The 18,772-nt window shown below is 39.4% G+C and carries 19 protein-coding genes; 5 read left to right on the top strand and 14 right to left on the bottom strand.

What is annotated here, in order from left to right; translation table 11 throughout:
* Positions 1-567: 567 nt before the first annotated feature.
* The 11 genes from BN6556_RS08785 to BN6556_RS08735 all read right to left on the bottom strand — a co-directional run bounded on the left by BN6556_RS08785 (position 568) and on the right by BN6556_RS08735 (position 8,681).
* The gene (locus tag BN6556_RS08785) at positions 568-789 is read right to left on the bottom strand and encodes a helix-turn-helix domain-containing protein (RefSeq protein WP_066189885.1); all 222 of its coding nucleotides are present in this window, start codon (positions 787-789) and stop codon (positions 568-570) included.
* Between the two features lie 10 nt (positions 790-799).
* Positions 800-1,291: a DUF2975 domain-containing protein gene (locus BN6556_RS08780; protein WP_066189883.1), complete on the bottom strand. Its 492-nt coding sequence runs from the start codon at positions 1,289-1,291 to the stop codon at positions 800-802.
* 114 nt (positions 1,292-1,405) lie between these two features.
* A complete protein-coding gene (locus BN6556_RS08775; RefSeq protein ID WP_066189881.1) occupies positions 1,406-2,011 on the bottom strand; it encodes a response regulator transcription factor in 606 nt (201 codons plus the stop codon).
* Positions 2,012-2,028: 17 nt separating this feature from the next.
* Positions 2,029-3,132, bottom strand: a complete 1,104-nt coding sequence (locus BN6556_RS08770) for a sensor histidine kinase (protein ID WP_066189878.1) — start codon at positions 3,130-3,132, stop codon at positions 2,029-2,031.
* Between the two features lie 57 nt (positions 3,133-3,189).
* Complete coding sequence (locus BN6556_RS08765; RefSeq protein WP_066189875.1) at positions 3,190-4,056, bottom strand: alpha/beta fold hydrolase; 867 nt, start codon at positions 4,054-4,056, stop codon at positions 3,190-3,192.
* Positions 4,057-4,194: 138 nt separating this feature from the next.
* The gene (locus BN6556_RS08760) at positions 4,195-4,878 is read right to left on the bottom strand and encodes an ABC transporter permease (RefSeq protein WP_066189872.1); all 684 of its coding nucleotides are present in this window, start codon (positions 4,876-4,878) and stop codon (positions 4,195-4,197) included.
* Positions 4,875-5,612, bottom strand: coding sequence for an ABC transporter permease (locus BN6556_RS08755; RefSeq protein ID WP_066189869.1), 738 nt, complete (start codon positions 5,610-5,612; stop codon positions 4,875-4,877). The genes BN6556_RS08760 and BN6556_RS08755 overlap by 4 nt, the downstream gene beginning before the upstream one ends.
* A gap of 1 nt (position 5,613) precedes the next feature.
* Positions 5,614-6,561, bottom strand: a complete 948-nt coding sequence (locus BN6556_RS08750) for an ABC transporter ATP-binding protein (protein WP_066189867.1) — start codon at positions 6,559-6,561, stop codon at positions 5,614-5,616.
* A gap of 103 nt (positions 6,562-6,664) precedes the next feature.
* Positions 6,665-7,522 carry a CPBP family intramembrane glutamic endopeptidase gene (locus BN6556_RS08745; RefSeq protein WP_066189864.1) on the bottom strand — a complete coding sequence of 286 codons (858 nt, stop codon included), beginning with the start codon at positions 7,520-7,522 and terminating at the stop codon, positions 6,665-6,667.
* A 233-nt stretch (positions 7,523-7,755) separates the two neighbouring features.
* On the bottom strand, positions 7,756-8,319 hold the full coding sequence (locus BN6556_RS08740; RefSeq protein WP_066189861.1) for a winged helix-turn-helix transcriptional regulator: 564 nt from the start codon (positions 8,317-8,319) through the stop codon (positions 7,756-7,758).
* Positions 8,319-8,681: a VOC family protein gene (locus BN6556_RS08735; protein ID WP_066189858.1), complete on the bottom strand. Its 363-nt coding sequence runs from the start codon at positions 8,679-8,681 to the stop codon at positions 8,319-8,321. Before BN6556_RS08735 ends, BN6556_RS08740 begins: the two co-directional genes overlap by 1 nt.
* Positions 8,682-9,046: 365 nt before the next feature.
* Between BN6556_RS08735 and BN6556_RS08730 the strand changes: the two genes are divergently transcribed.
* From BN6556_RS08730 to BN6556_RS08710, 5 genes are all read left to right on the top strand, one after another.
* Complete coding sequence (locus BN6556_RS08730) at positions 9,047-10,168, top strand: C40 family peptidase (RefSeq protein WP_078059998.1); 1,122 nt, start codon at positions 9,047-9,049, stop codon at positions 10,166-10,168.
* Between the two features lie 320 nt (positions 10,169-10,488).
* Positions 10,489-12,210 (top strand): DUF6583 family protein, encoded by a 1,722-nt coding sequence (locus tag BN6556_RS08725; RefSeq protein WP_066189855.1) that lies wholly within the window; start codon positions 10,489-10,491, stop codon positions 12,208-12,210.
* Between the two features lie 40 nt (positions 12,211-12,250).
* Entirely contained in the window at positions 12,251-13,477 is a 1,227-nt protein-coding gene (locus BN6556_RS08720; RefSeq protein WP_066189852.1) for an ABC transporter permease, read from the top strand.
* Entirely contained in the window at positions 13,474-14,595 is a 1,122-nt protein-coding gene (locus tag BN6556_RS08715) for an ABC transporter permease (protein ID WP_066189849.1), read from the top strand. Before BN6556_RS08720 ends, BN6556_RS08715 begins: the two co-directional genes overlap by 4 nt.
* Positions 14,588-15,262, top strand: coding sequence for an ABC transporter ATP-binding protein (locus tag BN6556_RS08710; RefSeq protein WP_066189848.1), 675 nt, complete (start codon positions 14,588-14,590; stop codon positions 15,260-15,262). Before BN6556_RS08715 ends, BN6556_RS08710 begins: the two co-directional genes overlap by 8 nt.
* 217 nt (positions 15,263-15,479) lie before the next feature.
* Here BN6556_RS08710 and BN6556_RS08705 read toward each other — a convergent pair whose 3' ends face one another.
* The 3 genes from BN6556_RS08705 to BN6556_RS08695 all read right to left on the bottom strand — a co-directional run bounded on the left by BN6556_RS08705 (position 15,480) and on the right by BN6556_RS08695 (position 18,739).
* The gene (locus BN6556_RS08705) at positions 15,480-16,325 is read right to left on the bottom strand and encodes a carbohydrate ABC transporter permease (RefSeq protein WP_066189842.1); all 846 of its coding nucleotides are present in this window, start codon (positions 16,323-16,325) and stop codon (positions 15,480-15,482) included.
* A 2-nt stretch (positions 16,326-16,327) separates the two neighbouring features.
* On the bottom strand, positions 16,328-17,209 hold the full coding sequence (locus BN6556_RS08700) for a carbohydrate ABC transporter permease (RefSeq protein WP_078059996.1): 882 nt from the start codon (positions 17,207-17,209) through the stop codon (positions 16,328-16,330).
* A gap of 273 nt (positions 17,210-17,482) precedes the next feature.
* Entirely contained in the window at positions 17,483-18,739 is a 1,257-nt protein-coding gene (locus BN6556_RS08695) for an extracellular solute-binding protein (RefSeq protein WP_066189836.1), read from the bottom strand.
* Between the last annotated feature and the right edge of the window lie 33 nt (positions 18,740-18,772).

Below are 18,772 nucleotides of genomic sequence, written 5' to 3'. Positions count from 1 at the left end.
CCCCTCGGCTAAAGTCGCGATGTCCTGTGCATCAAACCAGCCTGGAGTACCGGAGTGTATTTGGTTATTATGTGAGGAACGAATTTGCACAGGATGTATGGACTACTGCATTACCTACGGTAGGTGACTTTAGCTGAAGTTCCTATTTCACCAACGCAGAAATTCGATGTGTCATTTTTATTGGGGTTTTGAACAACGCTATCATTCTATATAGTTAAACCCGCTTTTCATGGAATGGGAACGTCTATATAGATATAAAGGATATTTTCTTCTTTTGCCAATTCATGGCGAAACACCTATCATGATTTTGGAATCTCTACAACAGTTTGGAATACATCATATTTTCTTAAAAATCTCTCATGAAACCATTAATTCTAGATATTTTCACAGCATCTAGTATAGATAGCTAATGTGTTTACAGAACTTTTGTCTATTATGATCTCTGCTATCTTTCATAATAGTGCTATGACAATTGGTCTGGTCACATCTGCCTCGCCCTTTCTATAAGCTGCAGTTTTGGCTTAAAAACCGATTTGCGTAACAACAAAATGTACATCACATTTTCTATCAGTTAAGATTACCTTCCTCATCCTGGTATTCGAGAATATCCCCAGGTTGACATGCTAAAGCTTTACAAATGGCTTCCAACGTGGAAAATCGAATGGCTTTTGCCTTGCCATTTTTTAATACCGAGAGATTTGCCATAGTTATACCGACTCTCTCGGACAGTTCGGTTACGCTCATTTTTCGTTTCGCCAGCATCACGTCAATATTTACCACAATCGGCATCTTATTCACCTCAGATCGTTAACTCATTTTCTGATTTGATCTCTATCGCTTCTTGCAACAGCCTTTTAAGCACTGCAGCAAAGACGGCAATCACTACAGAAGCACCCATAACGACTAGTCCGATCAATAGAAGACCCGGCGCGTCATCCCATTCCGCTATGATAAAAATCAATGGCATAGCCACCACATACAAACCACTAATGGTAATAGCAGCATTTCTGATTTTCGTTAAAGTTTTTACAGATAATTCCGAAAAGGCCTTGTTATGATCAATATAGCCTAAAAGCTTAAATGCTTGATACAAAGCGATGTAAAACGGGATCGTCGATATATACATAACGCTTAAAAGACCAAATACCATATAAGCCAAGGAGGAACCATTTTCAGCTGCAACCATTGCTGTATGGGCTATCCGAGGCAATAGAAATATACAAAGCGCAAGTACTGGAATACCTATTAACACAACAGCTACTTTCAAAAAGAGTGTTGATTTTCGTTTCATGGAAAGCACCTCATTTATTTTAGCGTAACTTTATTATAATATGTAATTTATCGTTTTACAATAAATTTTTACCTTTTATAGATGAGGCTTTTCCATACACGAATCCACTAAGCTTTACCTTCTTCGCCAATAATAAAGCGCCAACTGTGTTCTATCGCGGACTTCCAGCTTATCTAGAATAATCGACAGTGTATTACGTACTGTTCCTTCCCCCAGAAACAGCTGACTGGCAATTTCTTTATTGGAGCAGCCTTGTGCCACGAGCTGAAGAATATCTTTTTCCCGCGCCGTTAAACCATCAAGTCCTTTTGGTTCTGGCTGTGTTAACTGCTTTAATACATCGGCATCAAGTACCGAGCTTCCGGAAACTAAGGTTCGCAATTGATGAGCCATATCCTGAGGTTGAGCGGATTTAAGCAAATAACCCTCAGCTCCCGCTAAGAGTGCCAGTCGGATATTCTGTTCATCTTCAAAAGTCGTTAACATCATCACCCGTATTTGCGGCCAGCGTTTTTTGATTTCACGGGTGGCCTGAATACCGTCCATTCCTGGCATTTGTATATCCATCAGGGCGACATCTGGCGGCAATGCTTCACATAATGCAATGGCTTCTTCTCCGTCATTTGCCGTTCCGATCACTTGGATATCTTGTTCACGGGAAAGTAACAATTGCAGGCTCTCATATACCATCTCATCATCATCAACAATGATTATCTTCATTTGATAGACCTCTTTCCTTATTCGTCTTTATCCAGCGGCAATACACAAACAAGCTGAAATCCTTTTTTGACAAAGGAAGCCGATAAACTCCCGCCGACTGCTTGTGCTCGTTGGCGCAAATTCCTCAGTCCAATACCGTCTCTTCCAGTCTGTTGCGATACACCATCGTTAAAAATAGATAGGCGTACAATGTTCTCACTTACGTCCAAAGTCACCGTTATGTGTGTTGCTTCTGTATGGCGCGCCACATTGGTTAAAGCTTCCTTCAGACACGGCTCCAATATTCCCCACAGATAGGCAGATATCCTCGATGTATCTCCATACACTCTTACATCAACGGGACACATATTAAATTGTTCGCTTATTTCTTTAAAACGTTCCATACCCATTATATTCACTGGTTTCATATGACGCACCGTTTCTCTCAAATGACGAGAACTCTCCGAAAACCTTTTTTTTGCCTTGAAAAATACCGAATCAGCTTGGGGATCTCCTTCCTTCCAAAGTTGTTCAAACGCCTGTAAAGCCAGAATAGCCCCTGTTAATTCATGACCCACATGATCATGCAATGATTTGGAAATACGGTTTCGCTCCATTATCTCTGCTACTTTTGCACTTTGCACATTTGCCTGCAGCAACTCACGCTTAAAATTTTCTAATTCATAGCGCTGTCTCCGCTCCTGATCGGCCTCCTGTTTATATACAGCTATTCCCTTTGACCAATAATAGATGGCCATTCCAGTAAACGAAGCAGCAATTAAAATCGTTATGAATAGCAATGACATTTGGGATTCTATGAAGAAAAACAGTAGAGATAACAGAATAAACCAAGGTCTCCCCTTCAGCATGGTTTCAAAAAAAGGGATAGCTAGAGCAAACCACGCCCCAGGCCAAAAGAAGCTCGCGATAATACATGCAGCCTGATCAATCAGTGTTGTCCAAGCAGGCATATTGATTCTGCCTCTCATGAAAACCATGGTTATCAAAAACAGTAAAAGAAGAATCCCTGCTTCACCAACATCATTTAAAAGCCAAAAGGTAGCAAACAAAAGAATAGCCAGAAAACGCCATATTAGCGCACATGTAACGGGGGTCAACATTTCATCCTTATTTGGCGTCATCTATACGGGACTCCCTTCTCGGCAAGTGCATCTTTTTTCAAAAAGAAATGAAGCAATTCACTCATCAACATAATCCGTAAGAAATTCTACAAGTTTTTCATTTACTTGTTCAGATCCATGCCCAAGCCATATTAAATGGCCCCACGTCTCTAACAAACAAAGTTGAGAATGTGGAATGTGTTGATCAGCATAGCTGGCGTGCTCTAATGGAACTGCTCCATCATGTCTACTATGCATGATAAGCGTGAGACAAGTAATAGCCTGTAAGTTTTTAATCGTAATCTCCTTCGTTGATAAATCGATTAAAAATCCATAGACCGATCGTTGGCGATTATTCATTCTCTGGATTGCTTCCATATCCGTATCAAAACGTTTGCTTTTTATTTTCTTATTGGAGAGATTGCTAAAGGAAGGTGCCATCATTTTAAACATGAATGTCGGAAACAGATTGCTCATACGGGAGACTAGTTTCCATGTGATTTTTTCGATTGGAGGGCGAAATAACGTCTGGGCAATCTTATATATATTATCTTCAGGCGTCAGCCACTCTTTTGTCACAGCACTCTGCAATGTCAATGTTTTTACCCTTTCTGGGTAGTGAGAAGCTAAATAAAGCCCACTTGGTCCACCGGCAGAAATGGCAAGCAGATGCACCTTATCCATTTTCAAATAATCTAACAGCTTCACATAATAAGCACAAGCTTTGGACAAATCCTCTCCCATTTCTTTTGATGTTTTTCCATATCCAGCCCTCGAAGGTGTGATGATAGTGAACCCATTTTTAATCAGGAAACTGTATCCAAACTCCTCATGACAGTTGGAATGGCCGCCACGCATCACAAGAACGGGCGTGCCAATCTTTCCTGTGACGGAATACTCGATCGTGTAACCATCTACGGTATACGTCCCAATCCATCTTTCCATTGCCTTGTCACACCCCTACTTAGCGATTGTTTACTCATACTTTAGTATAACTAACGCCACAGTTCAAGCCTGCTTTCCCATTTTCAGCAGGAATTGTTTAAAAAAAGACGTTCCGACGATAAAAAGCGGCAGCGCCATCTATGATAGACGTCGCCTACTGCCAACAACAAGGAAAGCCATGGTAAACATCAGCAGCATGACAAGCGGAATGAATAGTTCCGTCTTATCTGCTTGGGTCGTGACAATCGTTAACGATTCTATCAGCCAATAAGTTGGTAATAACATAACAAGACGTTGCATAAATTCCGGCATCAAATCGATCGGCCACAACATTCCGCCAGCCATTGACATCAACATAATCAAACTCATCAAAATTACCAAAGCTGTTTCTTTATGTCTAAATAACATAAACCACGCCAAAGAAAAACTAATAGACGTTATCGCAAATAATAAATATACCAAAAATAGAAACAATGGATCAACTAAATCATACCCATATAACAATCCGCCTATCATCACGAGGATAATCTGTACCATAAGAATAAGCGTATAAGCTAGAAGATTCTGCCAAAGATACTGAAAATGTGTAACAGGGGCAACGCCAATCCTCATCAATACCCCTTTCATTCGATCTTCCATCATGATACTAACAAGCTTGGCAGCAGCAAAAAATAACACCGCCCCATATAGTTGAAAACCTAATGGCAGTGGCGTCCACTCTGCATCCGGCATCCATATGACGATAATAGGCAGCACACAGAGTAAAACGATATTCATGATATCTCTAAAGCAACGTTTGATCGCAAAAAGGAAGATGGTCATGCAAACCGCCTCCTGCCAAATAGCATGATTAGCACCACTAATATAGCCGATAACATAAGCAGCATGCCCATACTTAAGTAAGCTTCTTTCATTTCTGTTCCGATCATGTTATGGATGACCACCGTCTCACCAAGTGTCAGTGGGTTAATGAAGCGATTGATCCAGTCAAGGAATGCGATATCAGGTACTGGAATGAACAAATAACCTGCTAAAAATATAAAGAGAAAAACATACGTATATCCCAATAATTCTGCTACCTTGTATTTCTTTATCACCATCACGGATAACAAGAATACTAATTGCGACACAATAGAAACAAATATCAAGACAAGGATTACCCAAGCCATATTCCCCCAATTCACACCATAAACCCAGTGTGTAAATAACACCATAATGGTGCCATTTAAGATATTGAATAAGACACTGCTGATCACAATCGAAAAGGTATGGATATATGTTGGATAAGGCAAGGAAAGTAAACGCCATTTATGTTCCGAAAACAAGTCAAATTTCACCGTTTCCATTGTATAAAAACCGCCAACAAGTTGAAAGCCGATAATAATGGGACCTGCAACTATTTCCATCCCAGAACGTCCATGTTCATCAACGAATCCATCCCCGATCGCAAAGCCATTTACGGTAATAATAGCTAAAGGAAGCAGAATTAGCATGGCATAGCTAATATAACCTCGCAGCATTCTTCGCAAAGCAAAATAAACAGATCTGAGTAACATGTTATTCCTCCTTCCCATCACGTAGCGTCTTTCCTGTCAACGTAAGAAATACATCCTCCAGCGTTGGTTTCTCCGCTGTAACAGAACGAACTCCCCCTACTTTCTTTACCACAGCAAGCACATTATCCACATTCTCTGCACCCCCACTAGAGATGATCTGAATTTTCTTCTTATCTTGGATAACTTGTTTTACCCCGCCTAAGTTTCGCAGTTCAGTTAATACATCATTGGTTGGCTCCTCGATTATTTCCAAATGAATCTTCTCTTCATGCTGAATATTTTCAATCAATTCATCTAATGTCCCTTGAGCAATCACATGACCTTGGTCCATAATAGCTACTTTCGAAGCAATGGATTGCACTTCTTCCATGTAATGTGTTGTATATAAAATGGTGGTGCCTTGTTGTTGCAACTCGCGAACCGATTCCAGAATATAATGCCGTGATTGTGGATCGATTCCTACGGTTGGTTCGTCCATAATCAAAAACTTCGGTCGATGCACAAGTGCACAGGCAATATTCAAACGTCGCTTCATCCCACCAGAAAACTTCGTCGGCAAGCTTTTTGCTCGATCGGTTAGACCAACAAAGCGAAGTGTTTCATCCACTCGTCGTTTCAGTTCCGTCCCTCTCAAACCATAAATTCCGCCAAAGAATTCCAGGTTTTCACGGGCAGTCAAGTCTTCAAAAACGGCAATCTCCTGGGTGACCAAGCCAATCTGCCGTTTAATTTCCATCATATTTTTACCCAATACCTTTCCAAACAAGGAAATATCTCCAGAATCCACCTTAATCAAACCGGCTAATGAATGAATCAATGTAGTCTTACCCGCGCCGTTTGGCCCAAGTAAGCCTAGAATTTCGCCTTCTTCTATCTCCAGATCAACATGATCCAAAGCTCGGAAAGAGCCATACCTTTTTACAATATCGTTCATATGCGAAATGATCATGCATGGTACCTCCTCTTATTTTGATAGCCTTATTATGGCAGAGAACCATAAACCGTTGTAGTTACAAATGTAATACATTTAACCTCTCTGCTTCGACAACCAATTAAAATAGCAGCGTAAAAATCTGCAAAGGTAGATTAATCAATCCATGGATCATAATCAACACCCAAATATTGCGGTACTTTGACCATAAGAATCCTAAAAATAACCCCGTTACCCCTTGATTAACGAATACATTAGCCAGCGCAATATCCGCAGCGGCTCCACCTTGGATTGCCATATGCCATACAGCCCAAAGCAAGGAAGATAACATAATAGCCGGCCAGGTACCAAGCAAAGCTTCCAACCTCGTCTGCAGCCATACCCTGTAAAAGAATTCCTCCAGCACACTATTGATTAAAAATGAAACAAAGGTACCTGCTATTAATACCGGAATCCCAACCTCATATGCAGGTGCTTTCGGTATGGCTAACGGACTGTAAAAATACAGAACCATCCAAACCGCTGTGATGAGTAATGGATATATCCACTGGTTATTCTTAAGATAGGAAGACTTTTTTGTCATATCTTTCTGGGCAGCCATGCGGAACATGGTTGCCGGAATGATCAACAATAGCACCATCTTCAGTATCGGAAAAAAAGTGAATACATGTTCATCTGGAATGAGAATCAGAGCCATCATAAAAAGCAATGCCAAAACCGTCAAAATTGTTGTTTGTTTGATTAGTATTTTCCTAGGTGTCTGAGTAAATGGATTGTTCTGAGATACTTTTCCACTTAAGATAAAAATCAGGCCTATCAATAAACCGAAAATAACCCACTGCTGCCAAAAAGGAATGGTCATGTCATGGTCTGCACTAGTTTCTATCATTCCGTTATTTTGGATGATCAGCCAGACTGCTGCCATGCCAATTAGAAAGAATCCAGCGTATGTGATCCAATGGTAATTGTTTTTGGTCATCTATTTCCCCCCCCACCATTACATTAGTATAAATTTTATCATGACAAGGGCAGATGAAACATAATAGTTACAAATGTAATATTACCTAAATTTGAATTGTGTATTATAAAACCCCTTTAGATAAAAAATCCAAAGGGGAAGACGATTATGATTCTCTTTCTATATCACAGTACCAATCAAGTATTTACTTCTAACATGTGAAAACCCTATTTTCTTCTCAAAGCATACGATTATTATAATAGTGAAAATAAATCATGATTTGTCACTTTAAGAATCGGCTCCGTGTCTGGATTTAATGCATACGTATATTTCGGTGTTGGTTCTGTCACTAATATTTTCTGAACTAAGTTACCTTCATGCAGTTGGCCAAGCCGTGTAGAAAGTATACGCGGTGTCGCCGTTTGCAATAATTGACGGATCGCATTAAATTCATGGTAGTGATGATAAAGAGCCATTAACACGGGCCAATTCCATGCTTTGGCAGCAAGAAAGCCACGATTCAATTGTTGCTCAGAGCTTGAAAGTACCAGAGCGGCTTCTTTCATAAAGCGCCCCTTTTCCGTGAGTTGATATTCCGGGAGCAATGGGTGGTTTCGCTCAAAAGGAGATAAATGTTGGACAAGTCCTGCATTAGACATTGTTTTCAAATTATCGCTCAGTCGGGACGGCGCAATTTGCAGCTCGTTTTTTAATGGTGTGAATCGTCCGCCTGATTTCTCGAGTGATAATAGAATAGGAATCGTCCATCTTCCGGAAAGTTCTTTCGTGATGTGTATGATCTGAACAACTTGATCCATTACGACACCATCAATGTTTGGGATAACTCCATGTCGTGCCCATCTGGATCTTTAAACGTAATCAATTTAGCATACCCCGGAATAGTAGAAATTTCTCCGTTAAACGTGATTCCTTTCGCCTCTAGTTCTTTGACTGCGTTCTCAATATCCTCTACTTCAATAACTGCCGCTGCTGTGGAAGGTACCACCTGCTCCGCCTCTGAAAATCCAATAAAACAATCTTTGGTATTTGTGTGTACACTTCCCATACCATGTTCTTTGTCATAAGAATCCATTTCAAAACCTAACTGCTCCGTGTAGAATTCCAACGTGCGCTCGACATTACTGACATTGTACCATAACGTAAAACCAGCCTTATACATGGAACCACTCCTTCTATTCTATTTGATGCCGAAAGTATACTTAGTATATTTATGTTTGTCAATAATTAATTATAAACTTTTATTACACCTTTATTGATGCCGTCACACACGTTCTTATTATTTATAAATCACTTCAAAAAATACCCTTTTACCCTCATCCCCATCAAACCTCACTTTTATATTACAATTAGATCACAAATTCATTGCATACCTATTAAAATTATGTAGAAAAAGTTATAATGTAATAGATATTTGTCGTTATATCCCATATCTATTCATCTAATATAAATACTTACATATTTACTCGTGTTTACACTAATTAAACTAATTTTATTCGTTTTTTTATTGAAAAAGGAGGATTTCCATTGAACAACAAGAAAGTTCTTATGTCCGTTACAGCAACCGCTGCGATTGCCTCTGCCTTTTTTATAGCAGATGAAGCGGAAGCAGCGTCTCACAAAGTAAAGAGCGGGGACTCACTATGGGGAATTGCACAAAAATATGGTACAAGCGTATCTTCCCTAAAGTCAATTAACAACTTAAGCTCCGATCTGATTCACCCTAATCAAGTGATTAAAACAAGCAAAACATCCAGCTCCAATTCCAGTTCATCGGATTCATCTAATTCGAATAACAGCAACAGTGGAAACAGCTCGAACGGATCTACATATAAGGTAAAAAGTGGGGACACCTTAAGTGGTATAGCATCGAAATACAACACTTCCGTTCAAAACATTATGAAATGGAACAACTTAAGTACGACGCTGATTTACCCTGGAGATGTGTTTGTTGTCAATAAAAATGGATCATCAAACAATTCCAGCAACAATAATTCATCCAATTCTAATAGTTCTAACAATAACAACAGCTCGAATAACAGCAGTTCCAATAGTTCATCTGCAACTACACATACCGTGAAGTCCGGAGATACTCTTTCACACATCGCAGTTAAGCATGGGGTAACGGTGACAAAGCTTAAAAAATGGAATAATTTAAATTCTCATATTATTCTTGTAGGACAGAAGTTAAGTATTAACGCTTCTTCTTCCAATTCGGGATCTAATTCCTCATCGAGTGGTAACAGTGGAGCTTCCAAGGAAGAGGCGCCATCTGATGTGAGCTATAATGTCAATAAACTGATCAGTGTTGCGAAATCGCAAATCGGCACTCCGTATGTTTGGGCAGGATCATCTCCAGGTGGTTTTGATTGCAGTGGTTTTATCTATTATGCTTACAAACAAGCAGGCATGGATATCGGTCGACTGTCCACCACTGGTTATTATGATCGTTCTTATGAGGTAAGCAAACCTAAGGTAGGCGACCTAGTCTTTTTTGCTGGCACTTACAGATCTGGTATTTCACATATGGGTATTTATATTGGCAATAATAAATTTATTCAAGCAGGATCCAGTAAAGGTGTACAAATCACTTCCTTAAGTAATAGCTACTGGAGCAAACATTTCGATAGCTTTAAACGTTTTTATTAATAAAACTTATCCTATAAAAGATGAAGCAGTAAAAATCAGCTGCTTCATCTTTTTATATTATATTCCACCATTCTTTTAATAGGTATTCGTATCCACTTATAGAACGCATAATATATGACTTATAGATCAATAAACCACCCTACTCCTCTATCAAAAGAATCATTTGTTAGTCAATGTTGTCGAAACAATAGATGCTTATCATTTGTTTATGGTAATTTAGTATTTATATGTGATCTAATCTATTATCCCCATTTCCATTGTGGGTAATAGATACATTCACGCAGACATCATATTTTCGTACATCATAAGGAGGAAACAGATTGGAAGATCAAGTACAGCAAGAAGCAATGCAACCTAAGTCGAAGATGAAATGGATTATCATAACCATTGTTGCCGTAATCGTAGTTGCTGCTGGTGCATTCGCCTTACGAGCTTTTGTGTTTACTACGGATAAAGAAAATTATTTCTTAGCGGAAAAGCAAAACCTTGAACACCTTCAAGAAACACTTGAAAACCGTTTTGAACAAGAGCTTGCCTGGGTAGAACACAGCAATGAAAATGCGGTAGAGTCAGCCTTTGACATTACGGCACAAGTAGATCACCCTAATTTATCCGGTTTCGGCTATAATGAAATCATTAATAATGCCAGTATCTCTGTTCAATCTGCTATAGACAAAGAAAACCAAATGGCTTCTGGAAGTCTATCCGCTTCCATAGCAGATTTTAAGATTGATGGATTAGAAGGATTTTTAGATTCTAATGATTTGTATACCGGATTACCTTTTTTAGAGGAGTATTTGCAAGTAAACGGTGATGACTTGGGGAGAATTCTCAGTGAAATCGATCCAGCGTCTTATACCGGAGATGAAAACGTGGATTTCACCATGCTTTTTCAAGATAATGCACTTCCAGAAGAGGATCTAGAATACTTACAAGATGAGTATCTCACTTATTTATACGATCAGCTCCCGGACGAGGCCTTTGACAGTACATCAGAAACTGTTACTGTCGGTGATAATGAGATCAACGCAGATAAAATAAGCTTCCAATTGACGGAGGAACAGTTTCGAACGATCTTCACAGAGTTGTTCGATAAAATGGCACAAGATGAGCAATTACAGCAAATGGTGGTGAACCAGCTCGGCTATGCCACTTTTGTCAATACGCTCTCTCCAACCGATGTGATGGAATCGATGAAAGAGGATTTTTCATCATCTTTACAAGAGGCTTCTGAAAACATCAGTAACCTCGAGCTTCCCGATGGATTTAACTCCACGATATGGGTAGACGATGGCGTTATCGTACAGCGGGATTTACAGGGAACATTTGAAATGAACGGACAATCAGAAAATATTAGCATTACCGGCTCTCATGCCGTGTCTGATACCACACAAACACTCGAATATACCTTTACCTCTGGAACGGATGGAAATGAGGAAACCCTCACCGTGAATGCCGACTTATCTAACGAAGAGGGTGAAACAAATGATACGTATACCTTTTCCACAGAGATGGGTAGTGCCACGGTAGGTCTCCAGCAATCCGAGCAAGGAGATAACGATAAGCAGTTTGAATACAGCCTATCATTAGAAGAATATGACTCGCATCTGTTTTCGGTTTACTGGCTTGGTGAGGCAACCTATGAAAGTGACCAAATGTCGATTGATCACACCCTTTATGCCGATGATGGTATGAATGTCAATCAAGATGTGGCTTCGCTGCATATTGCACAAACAGGCTCTACCATTAATGAAGTAGAAATCCCGAATCCAGACCAAGTACAAAACCTAAGTGACATGTCTGGCGACGAGATTCTCAACTACTTTGAAACAGATGTAGCGCAAGCATTCCAAGAATGGGCAAGTGAAATATTTGGACCGGAGAGTTTGATGCCTGGTATGGATCCTAACCCTGGATCTGGCTTCGACTCTGAGATGGAACAACCCTTAGAGCCAAGTACAGAGTTCGATGAGAGCGACTTTGACAGAGAATTAACCGAGGAAGAACAGCAAGCACTAGATGAACTACTGGAATCTCAGTAATATGCATCGTTCGCAATGGTAAAAAAAGAAGGTGTTCAAGTTGCATACTTTAAAACTAGTAAACCTATTTATCAAAAATAACCTATTGCAGCTTGGGAGGAAGTGGCTATCACTTCCTCTTCTTTTGCTGTCTCCGATTATATTAGTATCATTGCTGGCATGGGCGATTATCTCCATGGTCGACACAACCGAACAAGAAACCATGGAAGTTGGTCTGGTTAACCTTGATCAATCGGAAGAAACCGCATTGATTGTTGACTTATTAGCAGAATCCTCACAGTTAGGGGAAGGCCTGCACATGGAGAAGATTTCAGAAGCAGAGGGACAGACTGGCATTGAAGCCAATCAGCTTAGCTCTTATATGGTCTTTCCAGCCGACTTTTTTCAAGGTTTATTAAACGGCCAACGCTCCCAAGTAACCATTGTTGGAAATCCTGAACAACCACTAGAAAGCCAATTAATCAACGAACTGATGGAAACAGTCACCCGACATATCCGCGGTTCTCAGGCCAATATCCTGACCATTAACGACTATGCCAAGCGACTGGATATGGACAACGAGGCCAGAAACGATATGCTATTTGAACAATTTGTTGACTTTTTCTTTTATGTACTAGGCAGTAATCAAGTAGTCGATGAACAAACACTTACGAATCATGCCACTGCCTCACCTGTTACATACTTTAGCTTGGCTGGCTGGTTTACGCTTATCACTATCTGGTTGTTTATCCTTTATACGATGTTACATCGAGATAATGATGAGAAAATGAGAACAAGGATGAGGCTGTATGGCGTGACAGATTGGCAGCAGGCAGTAGCTGCCATGATCGTTTCTATCATCATACTCGCTGTTCTCGCCGTGTTAACCTTTGCCGGGCTTGTTTACCTTTTTGATGATTTAGATTTGACCAGCGAAAATTATGGAAGAATCGCCATTCTGACTCTATTGCACAGCAGCATCTTTTTGCAGTGCTTGATTTTACTAGATTGGCTGTTGAAATCACAAAAGCTAACCCTGCTCGTCCATACTGCATTCACAGGTATGGTGCTTTTATTCAGTGGTGCTATTATTCCAGAGATATATTTCCCTGCTTATTTGGAAAAGGTATTCAGCTATAGCTTTGGCTACCAGTCCTTTCACTGGATCGAGCAAATCAGTCTGAATGGACGCTTTTACGCCGAATACCAGCCCTTAGTCTATATGCTGGTCGTTAGTTTTGTCATTTCACTCATCGTCTCACTTGGAAAGGGGCGTGCCTATAAATGAAAGACATCCTATATACACGTTTACTACTCTTCAAAAAACAATGGCTCAGTTTAGGTTTTTGGTTATTGCTTCCTGTTCTTATCACCGTCTCTTTTCTTACCATCGCAGACAATATACAAGACGACTTTCGTGTACCGATTGGGATTGTCTTAGAAGAAGAGAACGAGGCCGTAAGCGACTTATACGAGGAGATACAAGCTTCCGAATTGGTCACCGTCACACCTTTTTCAGAGAGTGAGGCTCTAAGAAAGGTCCAACAGCATGAATTAGACAGTGTTTTCATCGTAAGGGAAGGTTATCAAGAGCAGATTCGAGCTGGTGAAAGAAGTGACTTGCTGGCAGCTTATCATACGAATCGTTCGTTGGCCTACCAACCAGTCAAAGAAATGATTGTGTCGATTATTCAACAAACTACCGGCAGAGTAAAGGCTGCTGAGGCAGTCCAGTCATTGGAACAACAAATCGAGGGAACTTCTACCTTTACAACGGAGGAGATTATCGCAACGTCTCAGCAGATTCAACAAGAAGAGGATTTATTACACCATGTCTTTCGTTACCAGGGTGAAGAGCGTCCGGAAACCGATGAAATCATTCAATGGAATCCATGGATGGCTTGGGCTTTTACGGCATTTTTGATGACACTATTTATCTTTGATTGGGTTAGTAAAGAACGGCAGGCTAGTGTAGCTATTCGTCTGCCTTTTATGAGACATAGCTTTCCTGTCTACATGCTACTTCATCTCTTAGTATATTTTTTGTTGTTCCTCATCATCGACTTAGGGACGGCGGCATTATTTTATCTATTATATGATGAAACGATCTCTATTTTGACCTTGCTGACCTACCGGCTGATGTTATGTCTGTTTGCCTTTTTATTTGTCTGGCTGATTCGCCGTGTCTACGCTAGTTATATTGCTGCCATCGTGTTAACCATCGTCTTAGTGATGCTAAGCGCGACCGTGCTCCCTTTTGGTAACAGCGACATGACGATCACCTGGCTGACCTATATTAATCCCCTTTACCCATTCTTATCTGGGGAGCCAACTATCAGCTGGTTAATTATTTGCTTGATTGGAATAGCTATTTGGTTTGTACGAGAGGAGAAAAAACATGCTTGAGATAGCTGGATTAAAGAAAAAATATCACCGCCATACGATATTAGACAATTTATCTTTGCATGCGAACCAAGGAGAGATAGTAGGGCTGGTCGGCGAGAATGGAGCAGGTAAATCAACCTTGCTTCATATCTTAGCTACTATCTCCAAGCCAACTGCTGGCTCCATTCACTTGCATGATTGGGACTACCAAAAACATACCGCACAAATCAGGAAACAGATCGGTTTTGTGCCACAGGATATTGCCATCTGGCCAAAGCTTACGGTCGAAGAAAACATGGTGTTTTTTGAAAAATTATCTTGGCAGAAGAAATCCAAGGAAGAACTGAAGCAAATCTGCCTCGAGATGCATTTAGATCGTTGGAAAGACCCGGCTAAAACATTATCCGGCGGAATGCAAAGAAAGCTGAATTTAGCCATTAGTCTAATCCATGATCCCTCCCTATTATTGCTGGATGAGCCAACGGTAGGGATTGATTTAAAGTCACGTAAAGAGATTGGCGCCTATTTACGACGACAAGCCACCGAGGAGAACAAACTGATTATCTACACCTCACATGATATGGATGAAATCAAACAGCTTTGCGATCGGGTTTTGGTGATTGGCGAAGATTCCTTTTATCATGATCTGTTGAAGGAAGCGGGGAAAGAGGTAGTGGTGGTTGGGTAAGAAAACTTCGACGATAAAAACAGTTCCTACCACCTACAGTTAATTGCTTTTAAACATCTAAGCTTAACCGTAACTTCATCTGTAATATCAACCAAAGTGACAACATGAACCTTATAAAAAGGGTTGTTACTAATTATTATCAAACGTAATATTATAATTATGCTTTAGCCATCCCAAAAGAAAAGGCTAAAGCATAATATCTCGTCACACCCCCCACTCACTCTTTAACACCTCCACTCAAACCAGCTATCAAGAATTTTCGAAAGATGATCGCAATGAGTATTGGTGGTATAGAAGCAACTATTCCTCCCGCGGCTGTCATTCCATAGTCTGTCAAATGTCTTCCACTAAATTCTGCAATGGCTACAGAAATAGTCTTTGCCTCCAAACTTGATGTAAAAATTAACGCATAGAAAAATTCTTCCCACGACATTAAAAACGCTAAAATTCCAGTTGCAATAAACCCAGACCTTGCCACAGGAATAATGATATGCCATAGTGTTTGAAATCTATTACATCCATCAATTGCTGCTGCCTCTTCATAGTCTTTGCTAATCGAGCGAAAATAGCTTTGCATAATCCAAATAACGAATGGAATGATAAACGTTGCATTTAAAAGAATCAGCGATATTTTAGAATCAAGCATATTTAAATTGCTTACCATCAAATATAACGGCAAAACAATGACTACCGGTGGAATCATATAGGTGAATAAAAATACATATATCATATTTTGTCTAAACTTAAATTTCAATCTGGCAAATGCATAAGCTGCTATCCCTCCAATAATTAACGATAACAACGTAACAGCTAACGCTACTTGAATAGTATTAACCATTGCCTGTCGAAAGGTCGAAGTCACTTCATTTCCGCTATCAGTAAATATATCTATATACCTTTGCCATGTTACTCGCTCAGGCATCCAATCCAATGGAACTTTGGTTAAATCTTCTGTATATGCAATACTAGTGATAAACATCCAAATAAAGGGCCCTAAAGTACATATAGTGACTACTAAAGCAAATATATATTGAAGCATGATAAATGGCTTGTTCTTGTACATTCCTATCTCTCCCCTTTATTCAAGATTTTAATATAAGTAAAAGTTAATAGGGCAATAATCAGTGCGATTAAATAAGAATAAGTTGCCCCTCCGGAATAATCAAGGTTTTCAAAAACCTGAGCATATGCCTGGTAGCCGAGAACCATCGTACCATTTGCTGGCCCCCCTCTAGTCAATACATAAATCAAATCAAACACCTTGAAGGTTTCCATTGTACGCATGACGATAACGACTAAAAGCATTGATTTCAAATAAGGAAAAGTAATAGAAATGAACCGTTTGAATAATCCTGCCCCATCCATAACCGCCGCTTCATAGACAGATTTATTTGTTAATTTCAAAGCAGATAACATAAAAATAACAACCAAAGGCGTCATTTTCCATGCATCTGCAATAATAACCATAAACAGCGCTAACCACGGCGTCCCTAACCATGACTGATAATCAGATAAAATGTTGAGTTGAACAAGTAAAGCATTCAGAGCGCCGTATTCAGGATGGTAAATCCATTTCCACATGGAACTACTCACAATATTTGGTATAGCCCAAGGAATAATAATAATCGTAATCAAAATGCCTTTTCCACGAATATTATCATTTAGAAGTAACGCAATTAGCGTCCCTAAGATGATTTCTATAAGTATGGATACAATCGAAAAGTATGCCGTTCTAGCCGCACTTGACCAAAAATACCCATCTCCAAGTATTTCTATATAATTTGAGAGCCATACAACTTCACCAGAACCCCCAAGTGATAAATTCATATCTTGAAACGTATACAAAAACGTACGAATTAATGGATATATAACAATCCCTAACACAATAATTAATGCTGGTAATATCATAACCCAAGCAAACTTCTGCTCCGACAATTTACTCTTCAATTTCATCCCCCTATGTGTAAAAATGAATACATGCTCTGGGTTTTCGCAAAGGAGAGCAATGTTTATTGCATATTTAAAACACCACTTAAATTGAGCAATTTTTCTCGCAGCTATATATACAACTTCTCTCCCAAATCCTATCCACGTAAGATTGATTATGAAGGAACGTGCTTTTCCGACAATAAATCTACATGTTTCCTGCGAAGGATTTTATCTCTCCACAGGAATGATTCCAATGAAAGTATTTACCATTTTCACCTATTAACAAACGGTTTACTCCTCTGCTACTTCGCTTTGCAAATCAGTCAATCCACTATCAATTGTTTTAGTCCCAGTTAAAATTCCTTGTAGTTCTACTTGAATATTTTGTGATAATTCACCATATGAAGGAATTTTCGGTCTGCTTATCATATTTTTAAACTGTTTATTTGCCACTTCTACTAATTCAGGATTCTGCTCTAATATCTCTGTATCTTCATATAGAGATTCCCAAATTGGCAAGGTAACCTCTGCATGCTCCTTTTGCACTTCTTTAGATGTTATATACTTAATAAATTTCCATGCAGCTTCTTTGTTCTCACTTCCTGAAGTGACTCCTAAACCTTCTCCACCATAGACAGAAGCGCTCTCTACATCATCACTTCCCGGCACTACCGTAACCCCTAATTGTTCGCCAACATCTGAATTTTTCGCTTCACTATACATAAAAGACCAATTAATAGCAAAAGCAGAATTTCCATTCGTAAAATTGTCCAGTACATCTTGCTCGATATATTCGGTTGAATTTGGATTTGAAATCCCTGTTTCAAGACTATCTACCATAAAAGATGTCGCACTAAAAATATTATCTCCTTCAAAATTTGGTTGATCATTATGCATAATTTCCCCGCCATAACCACCAACTAAAGTTACAAAATCACAAACTAAGGCCTCACTCTGACTCCAACTCCAGACAATAGGATACTCTACTAAACCCTGAGATTTTATCTCTTCAGATTGTTGTTGCAATTCTTCCCAAGTAGTTGGTGGATTGTCGAAACCTGCTTCACTTAATATTTGCTTATTATAAAATAAGAACTTCGTATCATTTTTCCATGGCATAGCATATATACCTTCGTTAAAAGTCATACCGTCAATGAAATTATCAAATATATCTTCTTGTTCGTCTGAAGAAAGCTCCTCTGGCATTTCTTCAATAATTCCTGAATTCGCAAATTGAGCCAGCCATGGTTGGTCAACATAGGTTACGTCATAACTACCTGCCTGAGCCGACGTTAATATTTTTTGTTTTAATGAATTATAAGCAATAAACTCCAATTCTACTGTAGTATTTGGATTATCTTCTTCAAATTCTTTCGCAATACTTTCTAAAGCCTCTTCTGTTCCAGCACCGCTTGGAAATATAGCACGAATGGTAGCGCTGCCATTTTTGTCAGAACTTCCACTGGAATCATTACTAGAACAACCTGCAATCAACATGCTGATTATCACAAAGATGCTTATCATGATATATTTTGATTTTTTCCTCATAAAATGACCCTCTCCTTTTTCACTATATAAAAT

It is taken from the genome of Gracilibacillus timonensis (assembly GCF_900086715.1).
Taxonomy (GTDB): Bacteria; Bacillota; Bacilli; order Bacillales; family Amphibacillaceae; genus Gracilibacillus; species Gracilibacillus timonensis.
Note: the sequence above shows the minus strand (reverse complement) of the source record. Positions and strands in the feature narration are given on the sequence as shown.